The organism is Alkanindiges hydrocarboniclasticus, assembly GCF_001982605.1.
Classification (GTDB): Bacteria; Pseudomonadota; Gammaproteobacteria; order Pseudomonadales; family Moraxellaceae; genus Alkanindiges; species Alkanindiges hydrocarboniclasticus.
On the sequence record NZ_MLCN01000013.1, the window covers coordinates 84135 to 97693 of the forward strand.

The following is a 13559-nucleotide window of genomic DNA, read 5'->3' on the forward strand; positions in this document are numbered from 1 at the left end:
GTCTTCTGGAGCATGGCCTGCTTGAAAATGGTGCTGAGCAAAAGTCCCATTTTCAAGCAGATGCGCCTTAATCAATGACTGTTATTTAAGCCTGCGTAATCCATAAAGTAATGGCTGCGGTGGCAATGATGCTGATCACATTGGTTAACCAGAATACAGTCAGACTGACCCCACGGTGCATCTCCTGATGCACAGGTTTAGCCGCGCCATCAACCGGCGTTTCATCCACCTGTTGCAACATGTCCACCAGTTCTGCCGTCATTTCCGGGGTAAAGCGGTAGGGGTCAAATTTAGCCATTTGGTGCGTTCGCAGAAAGGTACGCACTTCCCGGTCAATGGTGGCATATTTCATTTCCCACGATGAAAAACGACGCTCTTCAATGGGTTGCAGGGACAAAATCTTGAGGTCATGATGACGTGAATCTTTTTGCAACTTGGCATACAGCTCATCAATGTCTGCCTGTTTCCCTTCAAGACACTGAAAAAAGCAGCCATGGCCATAATACAGTGCGCCCACCAGATTATTTTTTTGGTTTTCGCGTCGTGCCGTCGTCAGGATATCAAGGATTTCCTGATCAATACTGGCATTAGCCTGAAATGGTTTAAAGGTGGCCTTACTGGCATAGACCATTCGGCTATAGTGATTTGACATGTTTTGCTCTCAGCTTAAGGTATTGGTTACACATAATTTTATCGGTAAGGCAAGATTATAAAAATTTGCTAAAAATGCATTAGCTATTTTGTAGTTATTCTAATTTTACCTATCATGACCCCTACTTAATTTTTATATTTTTCACAGTATTTTTTAGATTTATACTATTGATTTTAATAATTATTATTCCAAAAATAAGCCCTTGATTATTTTTTAAACACCCTAATATATAAAGAACTTCCGGCAGTTGTGGCCATTCACTAGCCGTAATTAAACCGGTTGTTTATCAATTATTGTTTGCAGTTTAAAAGAGGTCATTGATGTCCAGTTTACCCAATGGCGATTATTATCGTCAGCTCACCCTGTTTCAGCAGGAAAAGCAGGCCTTGATAGATCGTTCGATTTGCTTAACCGAGGCCGCCAAGTATTTTGGTATTGCACCCAAGGCATTTATTCAGCAATTGCATGGCTTAAAACTGATTTATAAACCCGCCAAGCACTGGCTGGGCTATCAGGACAAGCTGAATGCCGGTTTGCTGGTACAGCGTCCGGTGGAGTTTACCCATAGTAATGGCGAAACCGGATTTCGCTCACAAGTGCTGATTACGCCCAAAGGCATGCGCTGGCTGCACCGCTACTTAATGCCCAGCATGGCCTGATTGACAGGCACGCCGGGCTTGATTTGAGCTTATGAATCGCTGGCCAAGTCTTGCATGGCTGTGGCAGGTGAAATTTTTACCTTTTCAATTTTGCGGCCATCCAGTGAAATAATTTCAAACACCAGACCATCGCTCATGACTTTTTCACCCTGTTCTGGCAAATGCCCCAATTGCAGCAACAGGTAACCCGCCAGTGTGGAATATTGCTCGGCATCATCCACCAGATCAATATCAGTCAATAGCGACACCCGGCGGATATCGCTGGAACCATCCACAATCCATGAACCGTCTTCCAGTTGCACTTCGCAGTCATCGTTATCATGCTCATCCGGGAACTCACCGGCAATGGCTTCCAGAATGTCAATGGGCGTGGCAATCCCTTCAATAGAACCATATTCATTGAGGATAATGGCCATTTGCAGTGGTGCCTGACGCAACTGTTCCATCAGGCTTAGCACCTTGATGTTTTCATGTACCACCAGTGGCTGGCGCAAGGCCTGTTCTACCCTCAGTTGGCCGGTTTCCAGATAGTTGTTCAACAGGTTATGGTTGAGTGCAATGCCTTCCAGATTATCCAGATTGTCACGCGCCAGCAGCAGCCTTGAGTGATTCATGTTCATGATTTGCTGGCGAATGGATTCTTCATCTTCTTCCAGATCAATCCACTCAATGTCAGGCCGTGGGGTCATAATGGACTTGACCGGACGCTCGGCAAGGCTAAGCACGCCATGAATCATGCCTTTTTCTTCCGGGCTAAACACTTCATTGGCCAATGATTCCTTGGCCAGTACATCGGCAGTTTCTCCCAGCTCTACGGGTTCGATGTCAGCCCGGCGGCCACCCAGCAAGCGCAGTACGGCATCGGCAGTGCGCTCACGCAGGTCACTGGTGGTAATCAGGCGTTCGCGGTTACGGCGTGCTGTCTGGTTAAACACCTCAATAAGCACCGAAAAGCCAATGGCAGCGTACAAATAACCTTTGGGAATATGAAAACCAAACCCTTCGACAATCAGCGAGAAGCCAATCATCATCAGGAAGCCAAGACACAAGATGACCACGGTCGGATGGCGTGATACAAAGTTCATCAGCGGTTTGGCTGCCAGCATCATGATGCCAATGGCAATGGTCACAGCAATCATCATCACGGACAAATGCTGCACCATACCGACTGCGGTAATAACACTATCTAGCGAGAATACCGCATCCAGCACTACAATCTGGGTAATCACCACCCAGAATGCCGCATGAACCACTGGCCCTTCTTTGGGTGCATGCCGCCCTTCCAGACGTTCATGCAGCTCCATGGTTCCTTTAAACAATAAAAACACACCGCCAAACATCAGGATCAGGTCGCGCCCGGAAAAGGTATGTCCCATAATCTCAAACAGCGGTTCGGTCAGCGTGACAATCCATGCGATGGAAGCCAGCAGGGCAAAGCGCATTAGCAAGGCGAGTGTCAAACCAATATTACGTGCCTTGGTGCGTTGTTCAGGGGGTAGCTTTTCGGCCAGAATAGCAATAAATACCAGGTTATCAATCCCTAGCACAATTTCCAGCAGAACCAGCGTGGCCAGACCAAGCCAGGCTGAAGGATCTGACATCCACTCAAAAATCATGCTGTAGCCTCCTGAATATTGCACACAGTAGCTATCTTGTTATGGCAGAGATAAACGCCCTTGTTGTGGCGCACTGCGGGCTTGACGTCTTGCAGCATAGCGCCACAAACCCGGTAAGCCGTAAAAAGGGGTAAGTCATCAGGACTATAGGGTGCTAAAGGACAACAACCACTACTCATAAGAAAAAATTTCTGACCAAAAGTGATAGTCAGTATAAAGCAGGATTTACGCCATCTTCATTAAGTTTTTTCCGACAGGTTTCATTAAATTATGTTACTAATCATGTGGCCGTCGGCACTATGTATTTATAAAACATCAAAAATTAAGTTGGGGTTAAGGTTTAAAAATCTCTTTATCCTGCTTTTGCCAACCCGGCAGACTGCTGTTTTGTGCTTCATTGTCAGTGCTGATCCCAACCTGAATGTCACGCCAGCCATGGACTTGCGCTCTATTTTAAGGCACTGTGGCACGCTGTCGCGAATGATCACACTGACGACTGGACTAACGATTCAACATGACTAAAACCGTTGCGGTAATTGGAAGCGGCATGGCAGGCCTTGCTGCTGCACGCCTGATGAAAGATGCTGGCTTTGACGTAACTATTTATGAAGCCTTAAGCGGGCGTGGCATGGACAGTCATACCCTGATGCTGGATGGTGGCATTGTGGATGCACCGCTACGGGTCATGAATCCATCGCTGTGGCGCAATACGCTGGCATTGGCCAGCCACATGCAGGTGCCGGTGTTTCGGGTGAATACCTTTATGTCGTGCAACTGGCTGGAGGGTCAGGCTGGTGATTCCCCATACCTGACACCCTGGTTTAAAAGCCAGCGTACCCGACTGGCGAACCTGCCCACCATAGCCAGCCTGCGCTTTATGAACCGGGATACCCTAAAGCTCGTCAAAGGCGTGTTTCAGCTAAAAAAAGCCCTTAAGCAATTTAAATACAGTCCGCATCAGGATATGAGTCTGGCCGAATTTGCCAATTTGCATCAGTTTGATCCACTGTTCTGGTATGGCACCGTGCTGCCGGTGGTCAATACCATTTGTACCTGCGAGCCACAGCATATTGCGCGCTGGCCTGCCAAACCCTTGCTGGATTTTCTGGAAAAACTGCTGGACGGTGAGCCTCTGCTACGCATGCAGGGCGGTACACCCGCGCTGGTAGATGCATTAATTAAGGATATTCGCAGTATTAGCGGGGCTAAGGTACAACAGGTACAGCAGCAGGGCCAGCAGGTACGGGTATGCAATGCACGCGGTGAACAGGGCCTGTATGATTATGTGATTGTGGCCACACCCACCACCCAGCTTGATTTTGTGGATGAGCAGCAGTTTGCCAGTGAGCTGAAAATATTACGGCAGTTCCAGTTTGATAGTGGCGAACTGGTGATTCACCGCGATACCCGCTTTATGCCAGTTCGGCAAAAAGACTGGACCGTGCTGAACTACAGCATGAACCGGCAGTTTAACCAGCAAATGTTTAGTATCTGGATTAATGCCATTGAGCCTACGCTAGTCGGCAAGCCGCCGGTATTTCAAACCTGGAATCCGGTATTTGAGCCTAAACCCGAGCTGGTCATTTCCCGCGTTAAGCTCACCCGCGCCATTGTCGATCAGCACACCACCCAACTGGTACGCCAGTTACAGCAACTGCAACAGCAGCCAGACCAGCGCGTGTTCTTTTGTGGCTCATGGTCGTGTGAAGGCCTGCCCATTCTGGAATCGGCAGTGACTTCCGCCATGTGGGTGGCACAGCAACTGGGCGTTGCAGCACCCTTTGCCGGTAAAGCGCCATTAATGGTGGCAGTGCATGGTCTGGCTGGATAAAGGCTATTTTTTATGCGCAACCTGTTTCGACTGAACCTGCGGCAGCCCCTGCAAAAGTATTTACCGCAAGTATCAAAACACCGTTTTGCCATTGCCAGCCCACTGCTGGGTGATCCAAATGTGCTGGCCTGGAGTAATCTGGGCTTTTGGCGAAATACGCTGGATGATCAAAATATCAGTGATTATCAGCGGGCTTGTGCGCAACTGGCCCAGCAGGTGGGTCTGGCGGCAGGCTTGCAAACCAGTGATGTTGTGCTTGATCTGGGCTGTGGTCAGGGAGCCAGTCTGGCGTACTGGGCAAAGCAGTTTGGTATACAACACCTTAGCGCCCTTGAAATTCAGCCCGCCTGCATTGCACGTATCCAAGCAGCGCATCTGCCACAACTTGATGGCATTTATCAGGCCCCGTTTGACCAGTTGCCACTGCCGGATCACCGTTTAAACCATGCCTTTGATGCCGTGGTGTGTGTCGATGCAGCCTACCATGCCCAACTGGCCGATTTTCTGGCTGTTAACATGGCAGCACTGAAACCACAGGGACGCATGGCATTTACCACACTTGTCAAAAGTAGCCGCTGGCCACAAGCTGGCTGGTTGTATCAACACCTCACGCTGAAGCTGCTTAATATGGCTTACGTCCCCGCACAAAACCTGCAACCACAGCATGAAATTATCGCCACCTTACAGCAGGCTGGTTGTATTGATATTCAACTACAAGTGCTGGATCAGGAAGTTTTTTCTGGCTTTGCCAAATATATCCAGCAGCTTGAAGCACCAAAACATCTAGCATGGGCGGCAAAAACAGACTGGCTAAAAATTAAACTGACGGCACAGCTATGTCATTTTCTGGCACAGCATGGGCTAATCCACTATATGCTGGTGAGCGCGCGACTGGCCTAAAACAATGCCCGACAGCCGTAGCTGATTACTTGAATGATTCATAAAAATTTTAAAATTAATCGCGCAACTTTTCTGATTGGACTAATGGAGTGTATTTGGCTTTTTATAAAACCGGCATCGGGCTTTAAATTGTTAAGCCGGTTATGTTACACCCATTGCATGACCAATTGACGAAAGGTAGCAATACAATAAATAAAACCCAGCAAAATGCTGCAAAGCCATACTGAAAACCAGCAACATTCATCGCTATCATGACACAGTAAGGCCAAGCTGTGCCCAAGCCAGACTCTCAACTGGGCCAGCAATTATAATTATGGTTTTGAGTCGTTTTAAACAAATCACTTTGATTTGCATGACTGTGCCCGACTGATGGGACAGCTTACCACTTACGGATTAACTGATACTGATGGATAAAAGAGACACGATGAATCAAGTAACTTCTTCAGGGTCTTATACCCACGCTGAACCGTATTCAGCTTCATCCGGCCTGCCACAGGGCACGCGTACTGAAAAGCCGGATCATGCCATGTCTATTAAAACCACCATGCCGCTGGTGGCTCTGTATTGTGGTTCACGTGCAGGCAATAAGCCAGTTTACCGTGAACAGGCCATTTTACTGGCGCAGCAACTGGCCCAGAGTAATCTGGGAGTAGTCTATGGCGGCGCCAGCATTGGCCTGATGGGACAGGTAGCAGATACGGTGCTGGAGCATGGCGCGGAAGTGGTGGGCGTTATACCCGCCTTTTTACTGCAAAATGAAATTGCCCACCACGCGTTAACCGAGCTATATGTGGTAGACACCATGCATGAGCGCAAGGCCATGATGGCAGAACGGGCCAGTGCTTTTGTGGCCTTGCCGGGCGGCCTTGGCACGTTTGAGGAAATTCTGGAAATTGCCACGTGGGGCCAGTTGGCACAGCACAGCAAGCCGATTGTGCTGTTTAATGTTGAAAACTATTATCAGGGCCTGATTGACCAGCTGGCACATGCTGTCGCAGAAGGCTTTTTAACACCTGAACATTGTGCCAAGGTGGTGGTATGCCAGACTGTAGATGAAGTGATGCAAGCCATCCAGCAAGCCACCCAGCAACCGGGCAGCCTGCAAGCCGAGCATGTATAAAGGCAGCTTCTCACGCAGCCTTTTATTGGTTTTTCCTGATTTTAAGTGCTAACCGATTTGCCATGCCGCCATATGCCCAGCGAGTCATGGCATAGCTGAGTAAAAACAGCACACTAAGTATGGCCAGCATCATGAGCATAAAAACACCCGAGTGTAATATCTGATTTAAAAAGGCCATATTTTCACCGGCCCATGCCATGAATAGTAAGGCAATTATCGTTAAAACCAGTGAACTGCCCCAGCTAATGGCCAGTGATGCCCAGACCAAGCGCTTTTTTTCAGCCAGATTCGGTGCCCTGAGCTGGTCTTTGACAAACAGTTGTCCGGTGCTGATAGCTGCAATAAATGCCGTCAAAAACGACAGGCTACTGCCAAAGTCAATAAAAAAGCTGACTGCAAATAAAATCACATTAAACAATAGGTAAAGGCCAAAATAAGCCCAGTAGTATTTTTTTAAACTCAATTTGAATGGTCCTTTAATAAAATGCTTGCAAGAATATGGTTCGATGCCTTCCCGAGCCTATAGTTTGACATGTGCCCTGAGTCTGCCAAAGAACGCCTGAGCTTGTCGAACGCCTGAGCTTGTCGAAGGACAGTTAATGCTCATCCAGAATATCGCCAAACCGCGCTTGTAGTACCAGCGCCAGATCCTGTGGTGTCAAGCCAATATCCAGCCCGCGCCGGCCACCACTGACATACATAACAGCCAATTGTTGCGCCGAGGCATCAATAAGCGTTATCAGGCGCTTTTTCTGACCTACTGGACTAATACCGCCCACCAGATAACCAGTAATGCGCTCGGCATCCTTGATATCAGCCATGTGCAGTTTTTTGCAGCCCAATGCCTGTGCGGCTTTTTTCAGGCTTAATGTATGGCTTACCGGCAAGATGGTGACGTAAAACAGCTTGTCGTCCGTAACCAGCAGGGTTTTAAATACTTGCGCCAGCGGCAGGTTAAGTTTTTGGGCCGCTTCCAGACCAAAGTTGCTACAAGCCGGGTCATGCTCGTACTCATGAAGGCTATAGCTGATTTTCTGTTGCTTGAGCAGGCGACAAGCTGGTGTCATGGGCTTTTCCGGTAAAAATAAAACTGTACAGATTCTAACCCGGTTTAACCCCGAACCACATGGTGCGCTTTTATTAAAACTTATCATTACACAACAGCTTGTTACAGGCCAATCCTGCCATAGCCTTTACACTGGGCCTTGCTGTTATTAAACAGCACTGCGCATGCTGTCCTTATTTTGTCATTCGGCTTTATATGAGCAGGCTGTCTAACAGCCGGTTTTATACGAGGTAGTTCGTGGCCCATTCCACTCGCACTCCACTTGCCAGTCCGTCTTCCGGGCAACCGGCCAAACACCCGGCCAAGGTTGATCCTGACTATAAAACCCTACTGTGGCTGGTGGCACTGGGCTTTTTTATGCAGTCGCTGGATTCCACCATTGTCAATACGGCCCTGCCCAGTATTGCGCATAATCTGGGCGAAAGTCCGTTACAAATGCAATCGGTGGTGGTGGCCTATGTGCTGTCGGTGGCTGTCATCATTCCGGCCAGTGGCTGGCTGGCAGACCGTATTGGCATCCGCTATGCCTTTTTGGCGGCCATTGTAATTTTCTCAATGGCTTCGCTGTTTTGTGCCTTGTCGCAAAGCCTAAACCAGCTGATTGCAGCGCGGGTGTTGCAAGGCGTGGGAGGGGCCATGCTACTACCGGTTGGGCGGCTGGCGATTTTGCGCATTGTGCCACGGCCACAGTTTTTAGCGGCCATGAGCTTTATTACCATTCCGGGTTTAATTGGTCCGCTGGTTGGCCCGGCACTGGGCGGCTGGCTGGTAGAAGTGGCCAGCTGGCACTGGATTTTTTTAATTAACCTGCCCATTGGTCTTATTGGTGCATTGCTAACCCTGCGGGTGATGCCAATTTTAAAAAATCCGGCAGTCCCCAGTTTTGACCTAAGTGGTTATGTGCTGCTTGTGGTGGGCATGGTGTGCCTGTCGCTGGCGCTGGATGGCCTGTCGGATCACAGCATGGTGGCGGTCATGCTGATTTTGCTGATCATGGGTATTGCTGCGGTGGTGGGTTATGGTTTTCATGCGCACAAGCACAGCAATGCCTTGTTTCGCGCCGACCTGTTTCAAAACCGTACCTTTAGCATTGGTATTTTTGGCAACCTGTTTGCCCGGCTGGGTGGCGGTTCCATTCCTTTTTTAATGCCACTAATGCTACAACTGGCGCTGGGTTATAGTCCGGTAGAAGCTGGCCTGATGATGATGCCCTTGATTCTGGGAGCCATGACCGTCAAACGGATTATTACCCCATTAATCCAGCGTATTGGCTACCGGCGTGTGCTGGTCAGCAATACCTTAATTGTGGGTTTGGGCATTGCCAGCTTTGCGCTGATTCCTGCCGACCAGCCAACCTGGCTGAAAGCCATTCATTTCTTTGTGTTTGGCATGTTTAACTCGGTACAGTTTACTGCCATGAATACCCTCACCCTCAAAGACCTTGAACAGCGCCATGCCAGTAGTGGCAATAGTTTGCTGTCCATGATCATGATGCTGTCCATGAGTCTGGGTGTGGCCGCGGCCGGAGCTATTTTGTCCGGCTTTACCGTGCATTATCATGAACAGGTGCTAAGTGCCTTTCATGCCACCTTTATCTGCATGGGCATGATGACCATGGCCGCCGCTTGGATTTTCTGGCAGCTTGAACCCGAAGAAAAACAGGGCAAACCTCAGCAACAGACTGAAGTGGGCCTGCCTGAATCCTCATAAACGGTTAAGAAAACCCGCATGGCACTTGAATTCGCTTAACGCAGGGCACCAATATAATGATGGGCGACTTCCTGCTGGGAGTAGTCCTTGCCGTGCAGGGTGGTGCCGTCATTGTGCAGCGTGGCATGTGCGTGATGCACCGGACGGCCTGCATGGCCAGATGACCTGCCAAATGGCTCAACCCGTTCGTCCAGCACAGGAATGTCATGGTGTGCCGCCGGAACAAATGCTTCAATGCGCTTGATTAAGCCATTCATGTCAGCATCGGCATTGATGCGTGCCAGCCGCAGGATTTCCCGGGCATAATCCTGATTCTGGGTCATATAAACACTGTCAATCACCCGGCCCTGCTGACGGCGCAAGCGCACATACAACTGGCTGGCCAGTGAAAAGAATTCTGCATTAACATACTCATTTTGCCCCAAACTGTTTTTCATTCTGCTGTCTCCTTAGGCTTTAGTGTCATGGATTGAAAGGCTTACCGGACCGCAAAACACCAGATCACCCTTTTTCATGATTGAACCTGCTGTACAAAAGCAATAAGTAAGCCAAACTTAAAGGCTGCGCTAACAATGCACTCCAGCTTAAGAGTCCAGCATCGATCGGGACAATAAACAGTTCATTTTCAGGAATGAAGTGTGATTGATAAACAGAAGCATGCACCAGATTTTTTCAGCCAATGCCCGGCAACATAGCAAAAACGCATTGATTCTTTTTGAGGACTTCTTATTAAAGTCAGGCTCAAGCTGATGCTGATTGAACCTGCTGCTGAAATTGTTGTTTAAGCGCCACATAATGCGGGTGTACCTTGGCTTCATCCCATTTGGCCTTAAAAATCCGCGCAGCAGCAGCCTTAACCGGATCTTCAGGGGTGCGCGGTAATTCATCACGCCCATGCGCCCCACTTAAGCCTTTTTTATCATCTGGCACCGGGCCATCATATTTTTTGCCGCCCTTGTGGTTGGCATAGCGCCGCGCCCGGGTATAGCCCATTTGCAGGAACTTGCGTGCCATGTCGGCACCCACAAAATCATTCTCTTCCAGATAGTTTAAAAATAGCTCAAAAATCTTTTCACTGCTGTGCCGGGCCTTATCTTCATCGGCAAAGCGCCAGTGCGGCAAAATTTCTGACTTATAAGGCTCGACTAGCAGCACACCCTGTTCACCGCGCCCAACCCGGTACAGCTCCGGATGCTGGCGAAAGTTAATTTGCTTAAAGTCCAGACTGTAATCAAAGCTGTCCGATGTAACCCGGGCAGCACGGCGCGGCACGCTGTTACTGGCAGGTAACTGCGCCTGTTTAGTTAAGTTGGTCTGGCGAATCGCGGACATGGCTTGCTCTGGCTGATACAGAATGGTGGTTTCAGTTTAAGCATTTCAATAGCAGGGTTTTGCTACTTATTTCGGTTCTTATGTGTTGAATTCTTCATGTTCCTGAGGCTTTATGGCAACTGTGTAATGGAGTAATCATGGCGTTAACCGCTTTGCTACAAAGCCTTACACCTCACAAATTTAACCCGCCTTATAACTGAACCCTAAATACCCAACAGCGGCTGACCCTGATTTCAGCATCACTGATCCATTTGCCCATAACAGAGCCATACATGCAGAAGCAGATATTTGGTGATTGCAATAGCAGCGCGCATGAGGAAGCCAGTTACTGCCACAAACTGCACCGGCTACTGGAACATTGCATGCAGCAAATTGTGATTGTCCATCAGCAACTTAAAACCACATGCATTCACGACCAGCACGCTGAAGTCTTGCAGCAGCGGCTGCAAACCTTGCAGGAACGCCGCAGGTTTTACCAGACTCAACTGATTAGTTTGGACAGCTTTTCTGATTTTTCATAATTTTATATCACATTAGGAATTTTCCAGAATTGTTGTTTGGTGGGCGCTGGTTAACCTGATGAGGCAGGCCTGCATACTGGCTAACCACACTGCGCCATGAGTCATTAAGCAGTACGAATTGGCCATGATTCATGAAATTGTCATCTTGGTTTGCTAAAAATAAAGCTCAAAAAAACTCCGTTATTGCCAGAGAGGTGCATCATGTGTATTGAGGTATCAAGTCAGTTGCTACGCGCTGACAACCCGGAAGTGTATCTGGAGCGGCTACATAAGCTGCAAGTACGCTGTGTACAGGAAATCCGTCTACTCAACAAAAAACTGAATGAATTTCATCAGCAGGCGTGCCGCCATACGCTGCAACAGCGCATCCAAGAATTGCAGCAGCGCCAGAAGTTTTATCAGGCCCAATTGACCAGTCTTACCGCATGTGCTTCGGCCTAGTTCGGTAAGCTGGTTTTTAATGTAGTCCTTTTTAACTTACGCTAAAATATTCAAAAAACAGCCTAAAATTTTATTATTACTGCACTCAATCCTCAGAGTCCTGATTAAAAATCCAAACTAATGGTTTTGTATCCCTTTCGGGATTGCTTTTATTTTTATGCCCAGTGCATTGATAGTCCCGTATTGGCACCCCTAATTCTTATATGGCCATAAAATTAAAATAATATTCTAAATGGTTATAAAACAATGCTATAACCGTTTCATTTTATTCCTTGCCTCTGGGCATCAGCCATGACCCGTAGCCAGCGCCTGTTTCAATTATTGCAACTCTTGCGAGAGCATCATTTTCCGGTGAGTGCGGAAACACTGGCCAACCGGCTGGATGTCAGTGTGCGCACCATTTACCGCGATATTGAAACCTTGAAAGCCCAGGGCGCCCACATAGCTGGTGAAGCCGGGCTGGGTTTTCAACTGCAAACCGGGTTTTTTCTGCCGCCCATGATGTGGACTGAAAATGAAATTGAAGCACTGATTCTAGGTGCACGATGGGTGGCCGATTTGCCGGATGATCCATTAAAACAGGCTGCAACTTCCATTTTGGCAAAACTGCAAGCCATATTACCCGAGCCACAGCAGCGCCTGTTTGAACAAACAACGCTGTACGCATTTAGCCAGTGGCTGCCTGTCGATCAGGACATTGTGGCCTGCATCCGGCTAGCCACCCGCCAGCAAAAGAAGCTGCATATTCACTATGAAAATGAAACCGGGCAAAAAGCAGAGCGCATTATCTGGCCCTTTAGTATTGGCTACTTTATGCACAAGATGGTGCTGGCCGCATGGTGTGAGCTACGGGGTGATTTTCGGCATTTCAGGCTGGATCGGGTACTGGCCTGTGACGTAATTGATGAACATTACCCCTCTTATAAAAAACAGTTGTTTAAACAATGGTGCCTTGAACAGCGCATTACAGCGACTGCTGACAGAAACTGACACACACCCGGTTTACAGTCGCTTGATGTTGAACAGCCAAGGAGAACAACATGAATCAAATGACGTTTTACACCAACCCGGAGTCGCGCAGTGTGGTGGTTGAATGGTTGCTGGCAGAGCTGGAGATTGACTGCACCCGGGTAACGCTGGATTACGGCACCAGCATGAAAGCACCGGAATATCTGGCCATTAATCCATTTGGTAAAGTGCCAGCGCTGGTAGATGGCGACCTAGTGATTTATGAAACTGCCGCGATTTGTGCCTATCTGGCGGACAAATATAGCGATAAAGGGCTGGCACCTGCACTGGATGATCCCAAGCGCGGCCTGTATTACCGCTGGCTGTTTCTGGCGGCTGGGCCGTGGGAAGCGGCCAATGTTGACCGTCTTTTAAAAGTAGCTATTGCACCGGAACAGGAAATGTTTGTGGGCTATGGCAACTACAATACCTTGTATCAGGCCGTGATTAAGGGCCTGACCGAGGCACAGCCTTATTTATGCGGGGCGCAATTTACTGCTGCTGATGTGTATGTTGGCGCTGGCATTTTATGGGAGCTTAAAATGGGCACCTTACAGCCGCATCCTGAGATCCTGCGTTATGTGGAAAACCTGCGCCTGCGTCCCAGCCTGCAAACCATAGCAGCAACGTTTTCTTAAAATTAGTAATTAAAAAAAACCATGTGTCAGATATAAAAAAGGACTCCGTTGAGTCCTTTTTTACG

The 13559-nt window shown here is 48.5% G+C and carries 17 protein-coding genes; 10 read left to right on the top strand and 7 right to left on the bottom strand.

Annotated elements, in window-relative coordinates; genetic code table 11:
* Positions 1-85: 85 nt before the first annotated feature.
* Positions 86-652: a BLUF domain-containing protein gene (locus BKE30_RS05700; RefSeq protein WP_083698449.1), complete on the bottom strand. Its 567-nt coding sequence runs from the start codon at positions 650-652 to the stop codon at positions 86-88.
* A 320-nt stretch (positions 653-972) separates the two neighbouring features.
* On the opposite strand from BKE30_RS05700, the gene BKE30_RS05705 reads away from it, so the two are divergent.
* Positions 973-1311: a phage antirepressor KilAC domain-containing protein gene (locus BKE30_RS05705; protein ID WP_076877640.1), complete on the top strand. Its 339-nt coding sequence runs from the start codon at positions 973-975 to the stop codon at positions 1309-1311.
* A gap of 29 nt (positions 1312-1340) precedes the next feature.
* Here BKE30_RS05705 and BKE30_RS05710 read toward each other — a convergent pair whose 3' ends face one another.
* Positions 1341-2927 carry a TerC family protein gene (locus BKE30_RS05710; protein ID WP_076877641.1) on the bottom strand — a complete coding sequence of 529 codons (1587 nt, stop codon included), beginning with the start codon at positions 2925-2927 and terminating at the stop codon, positions 1341-1343.
* A gap of 387 nt (positions 2928-3314) precedes the next feature.
* Between BKE30_RS05710 and BKE30_RS16480 the strand changes: the two genes are divergently transcribed.
* The 4 genes from BKE30_RS16480 to BKE30_RS05725 all read left to right on the top strand — a co-directional run bounded on the left by BKE30_RS16480 (position 3315) and on the right by BKE30_RS05725 (position 6778).
* Entirely contained in the window at positions 3315-3449 is a 135-nt protein-coding gene (locus tag BKE30_RS16480; protein WP_264754286.1) for a hypothetical protein, read from the top strand.
* Positions 3442-4758: an FAD-dependent oxidoreductase gene (locus tag BKE30_RS05715; protein ID WP_076877642.1), complete on the top strand. Its 1317-nt coding sequence runs from the start codon at positions 3442-3444 to the stop codon at positions 4756-4758. The genes BKE30_RS16480 and BKE30_RS05715 overlap by 8 nt, the downstream gene beginning before the upstream one ends.
* Positions 4759-4770: 12 nt before the next feature.
* Complete coding sequence (locus BKE30_RS05720; protein WP_076877643.1) at positions 4771-5658, top strand: class I SAM-dependent methyltransferase; 888 nt, start codon at positions 4771-4773, stop codon at positions 5656-5658.
* 526 nt (positions 5659-6184) lie between these two features.
* Positions 6185-6778: an LOG family protein gene (locus BKE30_RS05725; RefSeq protein ID WP_076877700.1), complete on the top strand. Its 594-nt coding sequence runs from the start codon at positions 6185-6187 to the stop codon at positions 6776-6778.
* Between the two features lie 22 nt (positions 6779-6800).
* Here the strand turns inward: BKE30_RS05725 and BKE30_RS05730 are convergent, their stop codons facing one another.
* The gene (locus BKE30_RS05730) at positions 6801-7241 is read right to left on the bottom strand and encodes an ABZJ_00895 family protein (protein WP_076877644.1); all 441 of its coding nucleotides are present in this window, start codon (positions 7239-7241) and stop codon (positions 6801-6803) included.
* Between the two features lie 133 nt (positions 7242-7374).
* Positions 7375-7845, bottom strand: a complete 471-nt coding sequence (gene ybaK, locus BKE30_RS05735; protein ID WP_076877645.1) for a Cys-tRNA(Pro) deacylase — start codon at positions 7843-7845, stop codon at positions 7375-7377.
* A gap of 236 nt (positions 7846-8081) precedes the next feature.
* Here ybaK and mdtD point away from each other — a divergent pair, with 236 nt between their 5' ends.
* On the top strand, positions 8082-9554 hold the full coding sequence (gene mdtD, locus BKE30_RS05740; RefSeq protein WP_143253658.1) for a multidrug transporter subunit MdtD: 1473 nt from the start codon (positions 8082-8084) through the stop codon (positions 9552-9554).
* Positions 9555-9589: 35 nt separating this feature from the next.
* On the opposite strand, the gene BKE30_RS05745 is transcribed toward mdtD, so the two are convergent.
* Together BKE30_RS05745 and BKE30_RS05750 are read right to left on the bottom strand one after the other, a co-directional pair.
* Positions 9590-9991: a hypothetical protein gene (locus BKE30_RS05745; RefSeq protein WP_076877646.1), complete on the bottom strand. Its 402-nt coding sequence runs from the start codon at positions 9989-9991 to the stop codon at positions 9590-9592.
* A gap of 304 nt (positions 9992-10295) precedes the next feature.
* Entirely contained in the window at positions 10296-10886 is a 591-nt protein-coding gene (locus BKE30_RS05750; protein ID WP_076877647.1) for a DUF4385 domain-containing protein, read from the bottom strand.
* Positions 10887-11158: 272 nt separating this feature from the next.
* On the opposite strand from BKE30_RS05750, the gene BKE30_RS05755 reads away from it, so the two are divergent.
* Entirely contained in the window at positions 11159-11407 is a 249-nt protein-coding gene (locus tag BKE30_RS05755; protein WP_076877648.1) for a hypothetical protein, read from the top strand.
* A gap of 7 nt (positions 11408-11414) precedes the next feature.
* On the opposite strand, the gene BKE30_RS16485 is transcribed toward BKE30_RS05755, so the two are convergent.
* Positions 11415-11540: a hypothetical protein gene (locus tag BKE30_RS16485; protein WP_264754287.1), complete on the bottom strand. Its 126-nt coding sequence runs from the start codon at positions 11538-11540 to the stop codon at positions 11415-11417.
* A gap of 68 nt (positions 11541-11608) precedes the next feature.
* Here BKE30_RS16485 and BKE30_RS05760 point away from each other — a divergent pair, with 68 nt between their 5' ends.
* The 3 genes from BKE30_RS05760 (at position 11609) to BKE30_RS05770 (ending at position 13494) form a co-directional block, all read left to right on the top strand.
* Positions 11609-11848, top strand: coding sequence for a hypothetical protein (locus BKE30_RS05760; RefSeq protein WP_076877649.1), 240 nt, complete (start codon positions 11609-11611; stop codon positions 11846-11848).
* A 291-nt stretch (positions 11849-12139) separates the two neighbouring features.
* Positions 12140-12838 carry a helix-turn-helix transcriptional regulator gene (locus BKE30_RS05765; RefSeq protein ID WP_076877650.1) on the top strand — a complete coding sequence of 233 codons (699 nt, stop codon included), beginning with the start codon at positions 12140-12142 and terminating at the stop codon, positions 12836-12838.
* 50 nt (positions 12839-12888) lie between these two features.
* On the top strand, positions 12889-13494 hold the full coding sequence (locus BKE30_RS05770) for a glutathione S-transferase family protein (RefSeq protein WP_406564669.1): 606 nt from the start codon (positions 12889-12891) through the stop codon (positions 13492-13494).
* The last annotated feature ends 65 nt before the right edge of the window (positions 13495-13559 follow it).